The organism is Arthrobacter sp. sptzw42 (genome assembly GCF_059089685.1).
Genome location: NZ_JBNHEX010000005.1, coordinates 1 through 16,566, shown reverse-complemented (window position 1 = coordinate 16,566; position 16,566 = coordinate 1). Strand labels below are relative to the sequence as shown.

Annotated in this window: 19 protein-coding genes, 1 other RNA gene and 1 riboswitch; of the genes, 14 read left to right on the top strand and 6 right to left on the bottom strand. The window is 63.6% G+C overall.

Annotated features, from left to right (window positions below; genetic code table 11):
- Positions 1–80 precede the first annotated feature (80 nt).
- The 14 genes from AC5RT4_RS07900 (at position 81) to AC5RT4_RS07835 (ending at position 11,791) form a co-directional block, all read left to right on the top strand.
- Positions 81–1,304: a TadA family conjugal transfer-associated ATPase gene (locus AC5RT4_RS07900; RefSeq protein ID WP_494105401.1), complete on the top strand. Its 1,224-nt coding sequence runs from the start codon at positions 81–83 to the stop codon at positions 1,302–1,304.
- Complete coding sequence (locus AC5RT4_RS07895; protein ID WP_494105400.1) at positions 1,301–2,158, top strand: type II secretion system F family protein; 858 nt, start codon at positions 1,301–1,303, stop codon at positions 2,156–2,158. Before AC5RT4_RS07900 ends, AC5RT4_RS07895 begins: the two co-directional genes overlap by 4 nt.
- Positions 2,158–3,096: a type II secretion system F family protein gene (locus tag AC5RT4_RS07890; RefSeq protein WP_494105399.1), complete on the top strand. Its 939-nt coding sequence runs from the start codon at positions 2,158–2,160 to the stop codon at positions 3,094–3,096. The genes AC5RT4_RS07895 and AC5RT4_RS07890 overlap by 1 nt, the downstream gene beginning before the upstream one ends.
- Before the next feature lie 93 nt (positions 3,097–3,189).
- Positions 3,190–3,459: a hypothetical protein gene (locus AC5RT4_RS07885; RefSeq protein ID WP_494105398.1), complete on the top strand. Its 270-nt coding sequence runs from the start codon at positions 3,190–3,192 to the stop codon at positions 3,457–3,459.
- Positions 3,460–3,594: 135 nt separating this feature from the next.
- The gene (locus AC5RT4_RS07880; protein ID WP_494105397.1) at positions 3,595–3,942 is read left to right on the top strand and encodes a TadE family protein; all 348 of its coding nucleotides are present in this window, start codon (positions 3,595–3,597) and stop codon (positions 3,940–3,942) included.
- 196 nt (positions 3,943–4,138) lie between these two features.
- Positions 4,139–4,528, top strand: coding sequence for a hypothetical protein (locus AC5RT4_RS07875; RefSeq protein WP_494105396.1), 390 nt, complete (start codon positions 4,139–4,141; stop codon positions 4,526–4,528).
- A 5-nt stretch (positions 4,529–4,533) separates the two neighbouring features.
- Positions 4,534–4,971: a pilus assembly protein TadG-related protein gene (locus AC5RT4_RS07870; protein ID WP_494105395.1), complete on the top strand. Its 438-nt coding sequence runs from the start codon at positions 4,534–4,536 to the stop codon at positions 4,969–4,971.
- A 96-nt stretch (positions 4,972–5,067) separates the two neighbouring features.
- On the top strand, positions 5,068–6,183 hold the full coding sequence (gene prfB, locus AC5RT4_RS07865) for a peptide chain release factor 2 (RefSeq protein WP_494040102.1): 1,116 nt from the start codon (positions 5,068–5,070) through the stop codon (positions 6,181–6,183).
- 184 nt (positions 6,184–6,367) lie between these two features.
- Positions 6,368–7,147: a cell division ATP-binding protein FtsE gene (gene ftsE, locus AC5RT4_RS07860; RefSeq protein ID WP_494040101.1), complete on the top strand. Its 780-nt coding sequence runs from the start codon at positions 6,368–6,370 to the stop codon at positions 7,145–7,147.
- Positions 7,144–8,058, top strand: coding sequence for a permease-like cell division protein FtsX (gene ftsX / locus AC5RT4_RS07855; protein WP_494040100.1), 915 nt, complete (start codon positions 7,144–7,146; stop codon positions 8,056–8,058). Before ftsE ends, ftsX begins: the two co-directional genes overlap by 4 nt.
- A 26-nt stretch (positions 8,059–8,084) precedes the next feature.
- On the top strand, positions 8,085–9,563 hold the full coding sequence (locus AC5RT4_RS07850) for a peptidoglycan DD-metalloendopeptidase family protein (protein ID WP_494105394.1): 1,479 nt from the start codon (positions 8,085–8,087) through the stop codon (positions 9,561–9,563).
- Between the two features lie 84 nt (positions 9,564–9,647).
- Positions 9,648–10,121 carry an SsrA-binding protein SmpB gene (gene smpB, locus AC5RT4_RS07845; protein ID WP_050054575.1) on the top strand — a complete coding sequence of 158 codons (474 nt, stop codon included), beginning with the start codon at positions 9,648–9,650 and terminating at the stop codon, positions 10,119–10,121.
- 77 nt (positions 10,122–10,198) lie between these two features.
- Positions 10,199–10,567: a transfer-messenger RNA gene (gene ssrA / locus AC5RT4_RS07840) on the top strand.
- Between the two features lie 240 nt (positions 10,568–10,807).
- Positions 10,808–11,791 (top strand): S1C family serine protease, encoded by a 984-nt coding sequence (locus tag AC5RT4_RS07835; RefSeq protein ID WP_494105393.1) that lies wholly within the window; start codon positions 10,808–10,810, stop codon positions 11,789–11,791.
- Positions 11,792–11,834: 43 nt separating this feature from the next.
- Here AC5RT4_RS07835 and AC5RT4_RS07830 read toward each other — a convergent pair whose 3' ends face one another.
- The 6 genes from AC5RT4_RS07830 to AC5RT4_RS07805 all read right to left on the bottom strand — a co-directional run bounded on the left by AC5RT4_RS07830 (position 11,835) and on the right by AC5RT4_RS07805 (position 16,175).
- The gene (locus AC5RT4_RS07830; protein ID WP_494105392.1) at positions 11,835–12,203 is read right to left on the bottom strand and encodes a hypothetical protein; all 369 of its coding nucleotides are present in this window, start codon (positions 12,201–12,203) and stop codon (positions 11,835–11,837) included.
- A 44-nt stretch (positions 12,204–12,247) separates the two neighbouring features.
- Entirely contained in the window at positions 12,248–12,691 is a 444-nt protein-coding gene (locus tag AC5RT4_RS07825; protein WP_494105391.1) for a FluC/FEX family fluoride channel, read from the bottom strand.
- Entirely contained in the window at positions 12,691–13,119 is a 429-nt protein-coding gene (locus AC5RT4_RS07820) for a fluoride efflux transporter FluC (RefSeq protein WP_494105390.1), read from the bottom strand. Before AC5RT4_RS07820 ends, AC5RT4_RS07825 begins: the two co-directional genes overlap by 1 nt.
- Positions 13,120–13,833: a metal-dependent transcriptional regulator gene (locus AC5RT4_RS07815; protein WP_494040094.1), complete on the bottom strand. Its 714-nt coding sequence runs from the start codon at positions 13,831–13,833 to the stop codon at positions 13,120–13,122.
- Positions 13,834–13,864: 31 nt separating this feature from the next.
- Complete coding sequence (locus tag AC5RT4_RS07810; RefSeq protein WP_494105389.1) at positions 13,865–14,623, bottom strand: class I SAM-dependent methyltransferase; 759 nt, start codon at positions 14,621–14,623, stop codon at positions 13,865–13,867.
- A 115-nt stretch (positions 14,624–14,738) separates the two neighbouring features.
- Positions 14,739–16,175 (bottom strand): aminotransferase class V-fold PLP-dependent enzyme, encoded by a 1,437-nt coding sequence (locus tag AC5RT4_RS07805; protein ID WP_494105388.1) that lies wholly within the window; start codon positions 16,173–16,175, stop codon positions 14,739–14,741.
- Positions 16,176–16,211: 36 nt separating this feature from the next.
- Positions 16,212–16,325, bottom strand: a riboswitch (SAM riboswitch).
- Positions 16,326–16,566 lie beyond the last annotated feature (241 nt).

The following is a 16,566-nucleotide window of genomic DNA, read 5'->3' as shown; positions in this document are numbered from 1 at the left end:
TTGGCTTACATGTGCATGCTCCTCTAGCGTTGATGTAGTTGCACTGCCTCCGCCGGAGGCGGCAGTTGTATTGGGGAACTATGGACGCATTGGGGATTGTCGAGGACGAAGTCCGCGAGCTGATTCGTCGCCGTGGGCTTGACCCGCTGCAGCAGGCAGGAGAAGTGCGCCGCCTCGTAGATGCGGCGGTATCAGACTATGACGAGCGGGCACTGATGGGTCCGTTGCCTCCGATTGGCCCTCTTGATGCGGCGCGTAGGTTTCTCTTCGACGCCGTGGCAGGGTTCGGCGTCCTCCAGCCGCTCCTGGATGATCCGACGATCGAGGAAGTCTGGATCAACTCGCCCAATGAGATCTACGTAGCCCGCAACGGCGAATCCGAGTTGACCTCCCTCAGTCTGACGGAGCAACAGGTGCGGGATCTGGTCGAAAGGATGCTCAAAAGCTCCGGCCGCCGGTTGGACATGTCGTCGCCCTTCGTGGATGCAGCCCTGCCTGACGGGTCGAGGTTGCACGTAGTCATCCCTGACGTGACGCGGAGGCATTGGGCAGTTAACATCCGGAAGTTCGTGGTCAAGGCCAGCCGGCTGGAACATCTGGTCGAGCTCGGTACGCTGACGCCGCAGTCGGCCCGGTTCCTCGGTGCCGCCGTTTCCTCCGGGCTCAACATCCTGGTCTCAGGAGCGACCCAAGCAGGTAAGACTACGATGCTTAACTGCCTCGCGGCCAGCATTGGGAGCCGGGAACGGGTGATCACTGTTGAGGAGATTTTCGAGCTGCAGTTCCCACTTCGGGACGTTGTTGGGTTGCAGTGCCGCCAGCCCAATCTGGAAGGCGAGGGTGAGATACCACTGCGTCGGCTGGTGAAGGAAGCACTCCGCATGCGTCCGGACCGGCTGGTAGTGGGCGAAGTCCGGGAAGCTGAAAGCCTCGACATGCTGATTGCGCTGAACTCAGGCTTGCCCGGCATGTGCACTGTCCACGCAAATTCCGCGCATGACGCAGTCACGAAAATCTGCACACTCCCGTTGCTGGCCGGCGAAAACATCTCCAGCGCCTTCGTTGTGCCGACTGTCGCTTCGTGCATCGACCTTGTGGTGCATTGCAGCCGCCGAGCTGACGGGCGCAGGGAAGTGACAGAAGTCCTCGCCCTCGGCCGACGAGTGGAAAACGGCATCATCGAATCATCACCGGTGTTCACCATGGAGGACGGGGCACTGCAATCACGGCCCAACTCCATGCCGGCACAGGAAAAATTTGCCCGGGCAGGGTACGACGTCGCGGCGTTGCTGGACCCGCGATGATCTCAGCTCTTCTGGGAGTTACGGCGGGGACAGGGCTTTTCCTGATCTGGTGGTCCTTTTGGGAGTCGCCGAAACCAGTGCTACCCAAGCAAAAGACCAGCCGTCTCGGGGACCTGCTGGCTGAAGCTGGAATCGAGAAGGTTTCTGCGTCTGGACTGGTGGGAACCTGCCTGGGGCTTGGGCTTTTTGTAGTGCTAATCTTTTTCGCCGTAACGCGTTCCTGGCCGATCTCCTTTTGCTTCGGCCTCTTTGCGGCCTGGCTTCCCATAACCGTTCTCCGCTGGAGGGCAAAGAAGAGGAGCGCGTTGCTGCGCACGCTCTGGCCCGACGTCGTCGACCACCTGCGCTCCGCAATTCGCGCCGGGCTTCCGCTGCCGGAGGCGCTTATTCAGCTCGGTCAAAAAGGACCTGAAGAGCTCCGGCACGTCTTCCGGGATTTCGGTGCTGACTACCGGGCGGGCGGCCATTTCGAAGCGTCGCTCAACCAACTCAAGCACCGGCTCGCCGATCCTGTGGCGGATCGGATCGTTGAAGCGCTGCGCCTTACAAGGGAAGTTGGAGGCTCAGACCTCGGAAAGCTCCTCGGAACTCTGGCCGAGTTTCTGCGGGAAAACGCCCGTACCCGCAGCGAACTGGAGGCACGTCAGTCCTGGACAATCAACGCGGCACGGCTCGCCGTTGCCGCGCCCTGGATCGTCATGATGCTCCTTGCCACCCGGCCGGAGGCAGTCCAGGCCTACAACACACCAGTGGGAGCTGCGGTTCTGCTGGGCGGCTTGGTCGTCTCCTTGGTTTGCTACTCCCTAATGCTTCGGATCGGGGCGCTTCCCCAAGACGAGAGGGTGCTCAGGTGATGGCAATTTCACCCCCGGCAGTGGTGTGCGGAATCCTGATGGGCGTTGGTCTATGGTTGATGATTTTTCGGTCTCCCTTCATGCGTGCTGTCACGTTTTCGGAGCGCATTGAACCACAGCTAAAGTCCCAAAATCTTGAATCCAGGCTGTTGAACACCGGGGAACACAACCTGGCGCCCTTCGGCCCGCTCGAACGGATACTTCGGCCAATATTGCGCGACGGTCTGGCGGCACTTGGCCGACTGAATCCCGTATCAAAAGCTACGGCCCGCAGACTGGCGCAAGCGGGAATCAACAAGTCGCCTGTTGACTTCCGCGCTGAACAGCTCTTGTGGGCGGCAGCCGGCTTCGCTATCTCGATCGTCTTCATCGTCCTCGGCGCGGCTTCCGGCAGATTCAACCCAGTCCTGGCGGCCGTTGCTGTTCTTGGCAGTGCCATAGGCGGGTTCATGTTCCGGGACTACTGGCTTGGTTCACAGATTCGCCGCCGGGAGTCGAAAATGATGGCGGAGTTCCCCAGCCTGGCAGAACTGATGGCGTTGGCAGTCAGCGCGGGGGAGAGCGCAACAGGAGCTCTGGACCGGGTGTGCCGCAGCGCCAAGGGTGAGCTTACGAAGGAATTTTCAAAGGTTCTCACTGAAACGCGCGCAGGTAAACCGCTGATCCAGGCGCTTCAAGAATTTTCGGCAAGGACGGACCTGGCGCCGCTCGTCCGCTTCGTGGACGGCATTGTCGTGGCTGTAGAGCGTGGAACGCCATTGGCTGATGTTCTCCGTGCCCAGGCCCAGGATGTACGTGATACCGCAAAGCGCGACCTTATGGAGGCAGCCGGCAAGAAGGAAATCGCCATGATGGTACCGCTCGTATTCGGCGTGTTGCCCCTGACTGTGGTTTTTGCGGTCTTCCCGGGCATCGCCGCGATCAACCTGGGCCTCTAGAGATCAGACACGAACCGAAACACCAAAAGAACCAAAGCCGGAAATGCAATCAGGAATAGGACGGAAATGATGGAGAAAATGGGGAATCGCTGCATGTTGCTGTTCCTGGCGGTCATGGCAGCGCTGCTTCCAGGAGCCGGCAGCAGGAAGGAAAAACACATTCGGGGCACCGCGGGAGTCCACGGATCCCGTCCCCGCCGCTTTCGCAGCCTCACTGCGGGCGACAACCCGGAAAGGGGTGACGTCCCGGGCTGGGTCATGATCACCTTGATGTCCGCTGTCCTCGTAGCGGCGCTGCTGGCGCTCGCAGGTCCGGCGCTGGAAGCCATGTTCAACCAGGCCATGGACAAGGTCGGAAGCTAACCGATGTCACCGTCCACCCACGGTTGGACCACCAACCGCGCTCTGGACATCCGCCGAAAAGATAGGCCCTGGGGCAAGTCAGCCCAGGACAGGTCATCCCAGCGGGAGGCCGCGTCGCGGGAGCGAGGCTCTGCCGTGGTTGATTTTGTCCTGGTCGGCAGCCTGCTCACGCTGTTCTTCCTTGCGATCATTCAGCTGACACTGGTCCTGCATGTGAGGAACACGCTGATCGACGCGGCGGCCTCCGGTGCACGCTATGGGACTCTTGCTGACCGAAGTGCCGCGGACGCGGAAGAACGGACGCGCAGCCTTATTCAGTCCGCCCTCAACGCAGGCTTTGCGCAGCAAGTGAGCACCAGTGAGGTTACGTACCAGGGCCTGCGGACTTTGGAAGTGACCGTCCGTGCCCCGATGCCGGTGATCGGTCTTATCGGTCCCCGAAACTTGTTGGAGGTGAAAGGTCATTCCGCCGTGCAGCCTTAACCCGCTCCTGAAACCCCTTCGTGCCCGTTTGATGATTGCCCTCTGCCGTGAACCGCGAGTTGCAGCGGCGAGACCCTTCGCTAAGCACGAGTCACCGTGTCCAACAAAAGTCACACCCCGCCAAGAGGGTGCAAACCGCAAACAATCCGCGCCGCGGAAGCCGGGCGCCGAAAGCCATGAACGGGGGAGCGCGGTAGTGGAGTTCACTTTCCTTGCGCTCCTGCTGATGGTTCCGCTCGTGTACTTCATTATCACGATGAGCCAAATTCAGGGCGGCTCATTTGCAGTCGTCGGCGCAGCTGACCAGGCCGCCAAAGTCTACATAGCGCAGCCAGACCCGGCCACCGCCCAGGCAGCAGCTGAACAGGCGGTGGCGATCGCGCTCGCCGATTTCGGGCACCAGCCGGAACAGGCGAGGGTAGCAACGTCCTGTAGTGCCGCAGACTGCCAGGCGGCTGGCAGCACGGTCACCGTAACCGTGGGCCTCACGGTGCCCCTCCCGTTCCTGCCGTTTAACGACGACTTACGCCTCAACGCTAGTGAAGTGGAGGCGTCGTCGACGCAACTCGTGGGCAGGTTTCGGTGAAAGCAGTGACCAAGGATGAAGACGGCCAGATGATGGTGATGATCCTCGGCTACGTCGTCCTAGCTTTGCTCGTTACAACTGTTGTCATCGGTATCTCCTCCGTCTACCTTGAGCAAAAGCGGTTGCTTTCACTGGCCGACAGCGCCTCCGTGGCTGCCGCGCATAGCTACACCCTGGGCGAGGTAGCAGCACAGGGCGGCAGCCCCTCGGCAGTCCTGAGCCCCGGAAGAGTGAGGAACGTGGCAGCAGACTTCATTGCCAGGAGCCCCGCGTCGCAGCGCTTCCGTGGCCTCGCCGTCACAGCGGCAACAGGCAGCCCTGACGGTGCCACCGCCGTCGTCGTCTTGACTGCTGCTGTTCACCCGCCGGTGGTGAACTTCCTGATGCCTGGCGGCATCCGGATCGAGGCGACCTCGACCGCCCGCTCACGGCTTACGCGCTGACCGCTCTCGGACGCCCCAGCTGGCCGAGCGACCCCGGGCTGGTCGCCAGGTGGCAAGGTCCGGGCCTGCAGCCGGATGGCGTAGGCTTAAACCACCATGGCCAATATTGATTTTTCCGCTGAAATCCGCGCCCTTCGCGCCACCTACGACTCGATCGAGAGGGTCTCCGATGTGGAGGCGCTGAAGGAAGACATCGCCGAACTGAGCGAGCGGGCGGGCGAACCGGACCTGTGGGACGACCCCTCAGCGGCACAGAAAATCACCTCACGGCTTTCCCACCGCCAGTCGGAGCTTGAGCGCCTGAACAGCCTGACTTCAAGGATCGACGACCTCGAAGTACTGGTGGAGCTCGGGCAGGACGAGGACGACGCCGACTCCATGGGAGAGGCCGCGGCAGAACTCGAGTCAATCAAAAAGGCATTGAAAGACCTCGAAGTAGTCACCCTGCTCTCGGGCGAATACGACGAGCGTGAGGCCGTCGTTTCAATCCGCGCAGGAGCAGGCGGCGTTGATGCTGCAGACTTCGCGGAGATGCTGATGCGCATGTACCTCCGCTGGGCCGAGCGGCACGGGTACCCCACCACCGTTATGGACACCTCCTACGCAGAAGAGGCCGGTCTGAAGTCCGCAACGTTTGAAGTGAAGGCACCCTACGCCTTCGGCACCCTCAGCGTTGAAGCCGGAACACACCGGCTCGTGAGGATCAGCCCCTTCGATAACCAGGGCAGGCGCCAGACCTCCTTCGCCGCCGTCGAAGTCATCCCGTTGATCGAGCAGACAGACTCCATAGAGATCCCGGACAACGAGATCCGCGTCGACGTCTTCCGCTCCTCAGGCCCGGGCGGCCAGTCGGTGAACACCACCGACTCGGCGGTCCGCCTCACCCACATTCCCACCGGAACCGTCGTCTCCATGCAGAACGAAAAGTCGCAGCTGCAGAACCGCGCCGCCGCCATGCGAGTGCTGCAGTCCCGGCTTCTGCTCCTCAAAAAGGAGCAGGAAGACGCCGAAAAGAAAGCGCTGGCCGGCGACGTCAAGGCGTCCTGGGGTGACCAAATGAGGTCCTACGTGCTCAACCCATACCAGATGGTCAAAGACCTCCGGACCGAGCACGAAGTCGGCAACACCTCGGCAGTGTTCGATGGGGAGATCGATGACTTCATCGACGCCGGCATCCGGTGGCGGACGGACAACCGGAACGCCGAAAAATAAGGCACTGAAGGAACTGCCGGACGAACAGGAACCGGCGACACACCCCCTGAAACCCGCGTGATACACCGGAAGTACTGCGTATAGTCAAGGGGCCGGGGCCCTACTTTCCCCCAACGAAACCCGCGCACCGGCTGCAGAACTGGGCTGCATCAGAATCAGCCATGCCTGCAGGGTACTTAGGGCCATGATCCGATTCGAAAATGTCACCAAGGTATACGACCAGAAGGCAAGGCCTGCACTGGACGCCGTCAACCTTGAGATTGACCGTGGCGAATTCGCCTTCCTGGTGGGCGCATCCGGCTCCGGCAAATCCACGTTCCTCCGGCTTGTCCTCAAGGAGGACCGGGCAAGTTCAGGTGCGGTGTACGTCGCAGGCCAGAACGTCGCCAAGATTTCCAGCTGGCGCGTCCCGCGGCTCCGGCGTGGAATCGGCGTCGTCTTCCAGGACTTCCGCCTCCTGCCGCAGAAAAACGTCTTCGCAAACGTGGCCTTCGCCATGCAGGTCATTGGCAAGAGCCGCAGCGTCATCCGGGACACCGTTCCCGAGGTACTTAAGACAGTGGGCCTGGAGGGCAAAGAGCACCGGATGCCGCACGAATTGTCGGGCGGTGAGCAGCAGCGCGTGGCCATCGCCCGCGCCGTCGTCAACCGGCCCGGCATCCTCCTGGCCGATGAACCCACCGGAAACCTGGACCCCACCACCTCGATGGGCATCATGGGCATCCTGGACAAGATCAACCAAAACGGAACCACCGTGGTGATGGCAACCCACGACGACGACATCGTCAACGAGATGCGCAAGCGCGTGGTTGAGCTCAAGAACGGCATCATCATCCGCGACGAGGCAAAGGCGCTGTACACCTCGATGATCCCGGTCGTCGGCCAGTCGCGCCGGCTCAAGGACGCCAGCGGCAGGGAAGACCCGGAAACGGGACAGCTGCAGGAAGACGGGGGACGGCGATGAGGCTCGCGTTCATCCTCAGCGAGATCGGCAGCGGACTCCGCCGCAACGTCTCCATGGTGGTCTCGGTCATCCTGGTCACTTTCGTCTCACTCACCTTCGTCGGTGCGGCAGGAATGCTGCAGATGCAGATTAACCAGATGAAGGGCTACTGGTACGACAAAGTCCAGGTGGCCATCTTCCTGTGCAGTGAAGGGTCGACGGCGGCTGGTTGCGCGGGCGGTCCCGTCACCGCCGAGCAGCAGGAAAGCCTCAACGGGTTGCTGGAATCCCCCGCCGTGGCGCAGTACGTCAACGACTTCCAGTTCGAGTCCAAGGAAGAGGCGTATACGCACTTCAAGGACCAGTTCTCGAATTCGCCGATCGTGGATTCCGTGACGCCGGACCAGTTGCCGGCCTCCTTCCGGATCAACATGAAGGACCCGGAAAAGTACCAGATCATCAGCGAGACCTTCTCGTCCCAGCCCGGCGTCGAAACCGTCATCGACCAGCGCCAACTGCTTGAGCGGCTGTTCTCGGTCATGAACGGCGCCTCCCTGGTTGCAGTGAGCATCGCCGGTGTAATGATTGTGTGCGCCATCCTGCTGATCGCCACCACCATCAGGCTCTCCGCCTTCAGCCGCCGCCGCGAAACGGGCATCATGCGCCTGGTGGGCGCCTCAAAGACGGTGATCCAGCTTCCCTTTATCCTCGAAGGCGTCATCGCCGCTGTCATTGGCGCCGCCCTGGCCTCCGCGACACTCTGGGCCGTGGCGCACTTCTTCCTCGGCGAATACATGTCCCAGCAGTACCCCGATACCGCCTTCATCTCGTCCGGCCAGACACTGATCCTCGTGCCGGCACTGATAATCCTTGGCGGATCCTTGGCCGGAATTTCGTCCCTCTTGACCTTGCGCAGATACCTTCACGTCTAGGTATGCAAACCGAACAAGGAATGCCCATGAACTTTACGGACCAAACTTCCCCCATGCACAGGCCGGCCCGCCGGCGCAAAGGCCCGCAGCGAAGCGGAGTCATCAGCGCCTTGCTCGCCGTTGTCCTCGCAGCGGGGCTTGCGTCCTCCACCCCGGTGGCTTTCGCCGATGAGCTCGAAGACCGGCAGAAAGCCCTCGAGGCAGAAGCAGCCAGGGTCCAGCAGTCGTTGGAGTTCGTCGATTCCCGTATCGCCAAGGCTGCAAGCGACCTGGTCCTGTACCAGGGCCGGCTGCCCGGCGCCCAGCAGTCGCTTCTGGAAGCCCAGGGCCGAGTAGCCGGGGCAGTCAAGGAAGTCGAAGCACTTTCCGCCCGCGTAGACATGGCCCAGCAGAACAAGGCCAAAATTACGCAGCAGATGGAAACGGACAAACAAAAGATCGCCGACACCAAAAAGCTGATCGGCCAGATCGCCACCCAGGCGTACAAGTCCGGGGGAGTACCCTCAAACCTCTCACTCTTTTTCGGCTCCAACAATGGCGGAAGCCTGACCGAGACCATGGACCTGGCAGACCAAGCCATGCGCAGCCAGAACGCGGCCATGGACAAGCTGCAGCAGCAGAACGCCACGAACGTGAATTCCGAGGCCCGTCTGCAAGCGGTGGAAGTCGAAATCAAGGACCTGAAAGGGAAAGCTGACGCAGCGCTTGAGCGGGAGAAGGCCGCCCGCGACGAAGCCGCCGTGAAGAAGGAAGAAGTGGACCGGCTAATCGCGGACACTACCCGCCTTGACGCCGAACTCCAGGCAGCCAAGCCTGGCATCCAAACTCAGCTCGCCGGGGTCCAGGCAAGTCAGGACGCCGTTGCAGCTGAGATCCAGGAACGTGACCGGAAACTGCGTGAAGCGTGGGAAGCCGAGCAGCGCCGCCTGGCGGAAGCCGCCGCAGCGGAGCACCGGAGGCAGGCGGAAGCTGCCGCTGCTGCCGCTGCGGCCGCGGCGGCAGCACGCAACCAGCCGCCACCGCCCGTGCAACCCTACGTGCCCCCCGCACCATCGGCGCCGGTGGTAGGTTCGCCGTCGGCCTTTGGCCTCCGGCATCCCTTCAACGGCGGCGTGCCGATCACATCCGGGTTCGGGTGGCGCGCCACCCCGCCCGGCACCATCGACTTCTACGGGAAGGGTGGCTACATGCACACCGGCCTGGACTTCGGCGCAGCCTGTGGTACGCCCGTTTACGCTGCAGCGGCAGGGGAAGTCTTCAGCTCCGGCTGGAGTTCTGCCGACGGCGGCGGCTGGCGGGTAAAGATTTCACACGGCCTGGTCCAAGGCAACACCCTGACCACCATCGTTTACCACAATGCCAGCGTCGTGGTGTCGAACGGCCAGCGGGTCTCGCAGGGCCAGTTGATCGCCTACTCCGGCAACACCGGCAACTCCACAGGCTGCCACGCCCACTTCGAAACCTGGCTGAACGGCAACGCCGTGGACCCGACGGGACTGCTGTAGGGCGCTTTACCCTGCCGTACACTGGTATGACTCCGCACCGGCTGGGCTGGAGGACATCCGATTCTTGAACTGAGGAGCATTCCGTTGCCTAAAGAAAGTGGCCGTAAAGTGGTGGCCACCAACCGCAAGGCCCGGCACGATTACCACGTGCTGGATACCTACGAGGCTGGAATTGCGCTCATGGGGACCGAAGTGAAATCCCTGCGCGAGGGCCATGCCTCCATGGTGGACGGATTTTGCACCTTCTACAATGACGAGCTGTGGATGGAAGCCATCCATATCCCCGAATACAACCAGGGCAGCTGGACCAACCACGCCGCCCGCCGCCGCCGCAAGCTGCTGCTGCACCGCGAGGAACTGATCAAGATCTCGCATAAGGTGCGCGAATCGGGCTACACCATCGTCCCGCTGCAGCTGTACTTCGTTGACGGCAGGGCCAAGGTGGAGATTGGGGTGGCCCGCGGCAAGCGCGAGTACGACAAGCGCCAAACCCTCCGCGAGCAGCAGGACAACCGCGAAGCCCAGCGCGAAATGCGTGAGCGCAACCGCCGCCGCTAGCCTGGAATGAATACCGCGCAGGATGCGTTATACTGAGTAGTCCGGCGGGCTTGCCAGCCGGTTTGGTAAAAGAATATGGGGATGATCGGTTTCGACGATGTTAGTCGCGACAGGTGAAGCGGGCCGAGGATGCAGAATTATCTCGTAAACGCTTTCTGCAAACCAATAAGTGCCGAATCTAAGCGCACTGACTTCGCTCTTGCTGCTTAACCAGTAAGACAGTCCGTCAGCCCGAGGTTGCTATCGCCCCGGATCCTGGCGTCATTTAGATAGCCACTGCTGTTCACCTCCGTCATCGGGGTGAACGGGACTCTTAGATGACTGGGCCCGGATCAGCCAGCTGTTTGCGGCATGGCTGGGGCCGAGAAATTCCGACGCAAACTGCGCCCGGAGAAGCCCTGACAACACGACATCGGACGGGGGTTCAATTCCCCCCATCTCCACATTTGATATGCGTCAGCACATTCTTACGGATGGGCCGACTCATCAGATAACACCCCGGTCTGCGGACCGGGGTGTTTTTCTTTGCCCGTGGCAGGTGCCCGCGCGCTGCAAGTCCCCGCGTCCAGGCATCGTTCACCCAAGGCGTAGCGCAGGCGGGACTAGTGGCAGCCGCCCGGTCGTTGTCTCGGGTAGGACCCGGACGTGCAGACCGCCGGGATCCGGCTACATGCAGGAGGTGCCCCATGAACCAAAGCAGCGAGCCAGTTTCGGAAGCGCCCGACGTCGACGCGCTGGATTCGTATTCGCAGACAGTCATGCGCGTGGCCGCCGCCGTTACACCTCACGTTGCCGCCTTGGAGATGTCTGCCCCGCGCCGCAACGGCCGCATGCGTGTAGGAGCCGGTTCGGCCGTGCTTTTCACCGAAGACGGCTACCTTCTGACCAATGCCCACGTGGTAGCCGGTACCCAGCGCGGGCACGCGGTGTTCGCCGATGGCAGCCGGATGGAGCTGGAGCTTGTGGGCGCCGATCCGTTGTCCGATCTTGCTGTAGTTCACGGCAGACCACCGCGGATACCACCGGCGCAGTTCGGCGCTGCGGAGTCTTTGCGGGTAGGCCAGCTCGTGGTGGCCGTGGGCAACCCCTTGGGCCTGTCCGGTTCGGTGACGGCGGGAGTAGTCAGCGGTCTCGGCCGGGCCATTCCTGTCTGGTCCGCCGGCAACAGGCGGGTCATCGAGGATGTCATCCAAACAGACGCCGCGCTGAACCCGGGCAACTCCGGCGGAGCGCTGGCGGATACGCACAGCCGAATCGTTGGCATCAACACTGCAGTTGCAGGTGCCGGCCTTGGCCTGGCGATCCCCATCAACGCCACCACCCAGCGCATCATCTCGGCCCTGCTCAAGGATGGACGGGTACGCAGGGCCTACCTTGGCCTCGTCAGCACGCCAACCCGGCTCACCCCCAGTGCCGTCATCAGAACGGGCCAGCGGGATGCGCTGCGGGTGGTGGAGGTGCTTCCCGGTTCTCCGGCGGACAAGGCAGGCCTGGCAGCAGGGGACATCCTCCTTGCCGCCGGCGGACGCCCTGTCAGCGATGCCGAAAGCCTTCAGCGGCTGCTCTTCTCGGACGCCATCGGCGAACCCCTCCAGCTCGCGGTGCTCCGGGACGGCACGGAAATCCGTCTCATCGCCGTCCCCGAAGAGATGACCAGCAACGGAAAGTAACGTGCACGGTGCGGTGGCCGCAGATGCCGTGGCTGGTGTAGCGCTAGTCCTGCCCCGGCACGTCCGCAATGCCCACGAAACGCGTGCCGACGCCGTCGAACTCGCTGCGGACGTATCCCTCGCGCACGCGCGGAACATCCTCAGGCCGATGGTGGCCGCACACAACGTAGCTAAAGTCGGGCCACCACTTCTTTGGCCGCGCTGCTTCTTCGTATCCACAGACGGCGCACTCAAGATGGACCCAAACAGCCCGCTTGCCGGTACGGTTGGCGCGGGACTGGACCAGCCAGGGCGGCGGGTTGTCCAGGATCTCGCCCAGTTCGGCCTCGGTCATCCACTTTGGAAGGCCGTGGCGCTGGGCCATTTCCATCGGTACATCAAGGGCAATGGCCGCGTCACGTCTGCTAATCATCACCATCCACCATACGGGAGCCTGCCAAATCGTCAGCGGCTGCGCTAAGCGGCCAGCTTAAGGCCGGCCCCGGCAGCGCTAAAGCCGAGGATAAGGTTGGCCGCCACATTCCACATGGCGGAGCCGAACCGCGCTTCAGCCAGCAGCCGCACCGTCGCCGTGGTCCAGGAACTGAAGGTGGTGAGACCGCCTGCCAGCCCCGTTGCCAGTGCCGTCTGCCATTCCGGAGCCAGCCCCAGCTTCAGCGCCATGGCGTGGGAAACGCCGATGAGAAAGCAGCCCAGGACGTTCACCAGCAGCGTGGCCCAGGGCCAGTGCAGCCTCGCCCTGGCCTTCCAGCCGCGACCGGGACCGGGACCGGGACCGGCAGGGGAAGCACCAACCGCATTGGCGGTCCGGATGGAGGTGTGATGGGCGAACCAGCTGTCCACCGCGAAGCGCAGAAGGGCTCCCGCGATGCCGAACAGGCCCACCAGAACAGCAGCCATCACGAGGGGGTACCAGGCAAGCTTTCGTGGCGCCGGGCCACCAGCGTGCCGAAACGCCATCCCACGCCGGCCGCGGCCAACCCCAGAACAACCGACAACACCAGGTAGGCCACCCACAACACATGCGCCCCCGCCCGGGCCAGCTGGTCCACCGAAAACACCACCGCAGAAAACGTCGTGAAGGACCCAACCAGCCCAGGCCCCAGCCCGGCCCGCAACCAGAACGCGGTATGCGGCCTGGCGATCCAGACAGTAGTCAGCGCGGCCAGCACGAAGCTGCCCGCCACGTTGATCCACAACGTGGCCCACGGCACCGAGCCAGCAGCATCCGGGAACACCAGCCCCAGTCCGTACCGCAGTTCAGTGCCGAGTAGGCCTCCGGCGGCAACAGCAAGCCACGCGCGGCCTGCCGGCATGCCGGCGTGCATTCAGCTCTCTCCCAGCAGGCAGCCCGGGTGCGGATGGTCGCTGTGCACCCACAGTGCCGAGGTGATTTCGTCCGCGAGGTCATAGTCCCTGGTCCTGCCCGCATTCCTGATCCGCACTACCAGGGCACCGCCGAACGGCTTGCGGCCCACCACCTCCACTTCGGCGTCGAGGTCAATCTCCTCCGCGGAAAGGTAGCGGAGCAGGTCCGGGTTCTCGTCGCTGATCCGGGTGATCCGGCCGGTATGGCCCTGGTCCAGCTCACCCATCAGGTGGGCCGGAGGCATCAGCACCTTCCCGTCCGCCGTGGGAATGGGGTCGCCGTGCGGATCACGCTGCGGGTTCCCAAGTTTTTCGGCAACGCGCTCAATAAACGTGTCTGAGACTGCGTGCTCCAGCAGTTCAGCTTCGTCATGGACCTCATCCCAGCTGTAGCCCAGCTGCTGGACAAGGTAGGTCTCAATCAGGCGGTGGCGCCGCACCATGGACAGTGCCAGCCTAACGCCGGCGTCCGTGAGCGTGATGGCACTGTAGGGCTTGTGGTCGACAAGCCCTTGGTCCTTCAGCTTGCGGACCATCTCGGAGACTGAAGAATTGGCAACACCGAGCCGCTGAGCCAGCTGGGAGGACGTGATGGGCTTGTCCTGCCACTCAGTGAACGAATAGATGACCTTGACGTAATCCTCGATGGAGGAGGAGGGCGCGCTGGTCTTCACAGCTCCAAGCCTACCCGTTGCCCGTTTCCCGTCACGCTTTGAAGGCCCGCCAGGTGAGCGTCAGGTAGGGCAGGTCAAGCTCTTCATCCTGGCCGTGTCCCAGGTGCTCGTGGAGGTACCAGTCCAGGTTGGCCAGCACCTTGTCCCGGATTGCTTGACCTGCGCGGAGGTAATAGCTTCGCGACTTGGTGAGTTCCACCAGGTCCGTGGTGGTGACGCGGTCCTGCCAATGGGTCACATGGCCCTCAAGCCCCTTGAACTCCGGTCCCGCGAGCGGGCGGAAGTCCGGTTTGTACACGTCCCCGGCGTGCATGATCCGGGAGAGCCGGTGGACCCAGGGAACCGATGTATCCAGCTGGTTCCAGACCAGTCCCAGCGTTCCGTTCGGACGCAGGACGCGTGCCAGTTCCGTGCTCGCGGCCAGGGCATCGCACCAGTGCCAGGCCTGGGCAACACTGACGACGTCGAAGGCCTCCGGTGGCAGGCCCGTTGCCTCTGCGGTGGCATGGACCGCCGTGGCGCCGGGGTAGTGCGCCTGCAACTGTTCGAGCATGTCGGCGGAGGGGTCCAAGGCGGTGACGGTAAGGCCCAGGCCCAGCAGCAGTTCGGTGAACTTTCCGGTGCCGGCTCCGGCGTCGAGGGCGTCAAGGGCTCCCTGCGGCACCAGCCACTGCGCGGATTCTTCCGGGTAGCCAGGGCGGACCTGCTGGTAATGCCGGCCACCGTCCTGGAAGCTCTGGCCGAGCTCCCGTCGCCGTCCGTGATCAAGTTTGGGGCCACCCCGTACCACGTGTGGCCTCCTTCGCCTGATGCCCTGGGTATCCTTCGAATTTACCGTACCCGTCGTGCCGGCAAGGCCAGAAGGCAGAACCAGCGGGCAGCAACAGGAGCTCCCGGCAGGGAGCTCAGTCGTCGAGGCAGGGGGCCGCGCCGGCGGTTCCCGGCGTGTTGGGGGCCCAGTGCGGGTAGGTGCGGGTGTCGTTGGCGGGGACCCAGCGCCCGGCGTCCACCACGTAGTCCCACCCAACACCGTGGCGGCGCAGCGACTCGATGCCGGCAAGGAGCCGTTCGGCATCCTCAAGGCGTGAGCCGACGCCGAAGCTGGCGCGCAGTGAACCGGAGGGCAGGCCGAGACGCTTCAGCAGCGGGTGGGCGCAGAAGCGGCCGTCGCGCAGGCCCACACCGTGCTCAGCAGACAGGTAGGCGGCCACCAGTCCGGCGTCGTAGCCTTCCACCGAGAAGTTGACCACGCCGATGGTGTCCGTGTCCGGGTTCGTGTCCTTAAAGATCGTGTGGACGGTTACGCCGTCGATCCTCTGCAGGCCTTCCACCAGGTACGAGCGGATGGCGGACTCGTGGGCGTGCCACTGGTCCTGGTCAAGCCCGGCAATCACCTGCGTGGCGCGAGCCAGAGTGGCTGCGCCCAGGACGTTGGGGGAGCCGCCCTCGTGGCGGGCCGGGCCGGTGGCCCAGCTGACGCCGTCGAGCCTTGCTTCCTTGACGGCGCCTCCCCCTGCGAGATGCGGCGTTCCGGCGTCCAGCCAGTCCGTGCGTCCCACCAGCACGCCCGCGCCGAACGGTGCGTAGAGCTTGTGGCCGGAGAAGGCGAGGTAGTCCACGCCGTCTGCTGCGATATTGATGCGGCGGTGCGGTGCCAGCTGGGCGGCATCCACCACAATCCGTGCGCCGTGTTCGTGGGCCAAAGTGGCCAGGATCCGGACGGGAAGGATTTCCCCGGTGACGTTGGAGGCACCGGTGACAGCAAGCAGGCTCACGCCGCCCTGCTCCAGTTCGGCGCGGACCGACTCGATGGTCCCGGCGATGGTGTCGGCGGCGACAATGCTGCGGTGGGGGACGCCCTGCCACGGAAGCAGGTTTGCGTGGTGCTCGATGTCCAGGTACAGGACGTCGCCGTCGGGCCGGCCATCCGTTTCCGGCAGGCATCCAGCCAGCAGGTTCAGCGAATCAGTGGTGTTCCGGGTAAAAATCACCGAATCATCCGGACGGCCGCCCACGAATCCGCGCACGATGTTGCGGGCGTTTTCATAAACGGACGTGCTGATCTGGGACGCGTAGCCGGCTCCGCGGTGGACGCTGGCGTAGAACGGCAGGATCTCGTTGAGGTAGGCCGAGACCACGGAGAGGGCGGGAGCAGAGGCTCCGTAGTCGAGGTTGGCGTACCGGACGTGCCCGCCGGAGATCAGCGGCGCCTGGATTTCGGCGCCGGTGACGGCGGAAAGCGGCCGCCCGGCAACAGCCCGGCGGGCGTCGAAGGCGGCAGCATCAGACTGGACAAATTCTGGCTGGGCGGCGGCGTTGGGGGAGACGGTGGCAGTAGTCACGGCAGACCTCACTCTGAAAGGACTCCCAGTACCGGGAATCCGCGCTTGCCGCATCCGTTCCGGACCGGCCTGGTCGTCACCCGGGGCACCCCACCGCGGTTGGAGGGTTGCCGGCCAGCAAACCGGGGTTTCGCGCTGGCACTCGTGACCTGGTTAAGAGCGTAGGACATGCAGCAGGAAGGTTCGAAGCCGGCTGGAATGTTAAGCGTTTTGTTACGCACCGACTGAAAAGTCCCGCAAAGGCCGAAGAAAACGACGGCGGGGGGGGGGGTGGGGGGGGGGGGGGGGGGGGGTGGTGGGGGGGGGGGGGGGGGGGGGGGGGGGGGGGGGGGGGGGGGGGGGGGGGGGGGGGGGGGGGGGGGGGGGGGGGGGGGGGGGGGGGGGGGGGGGG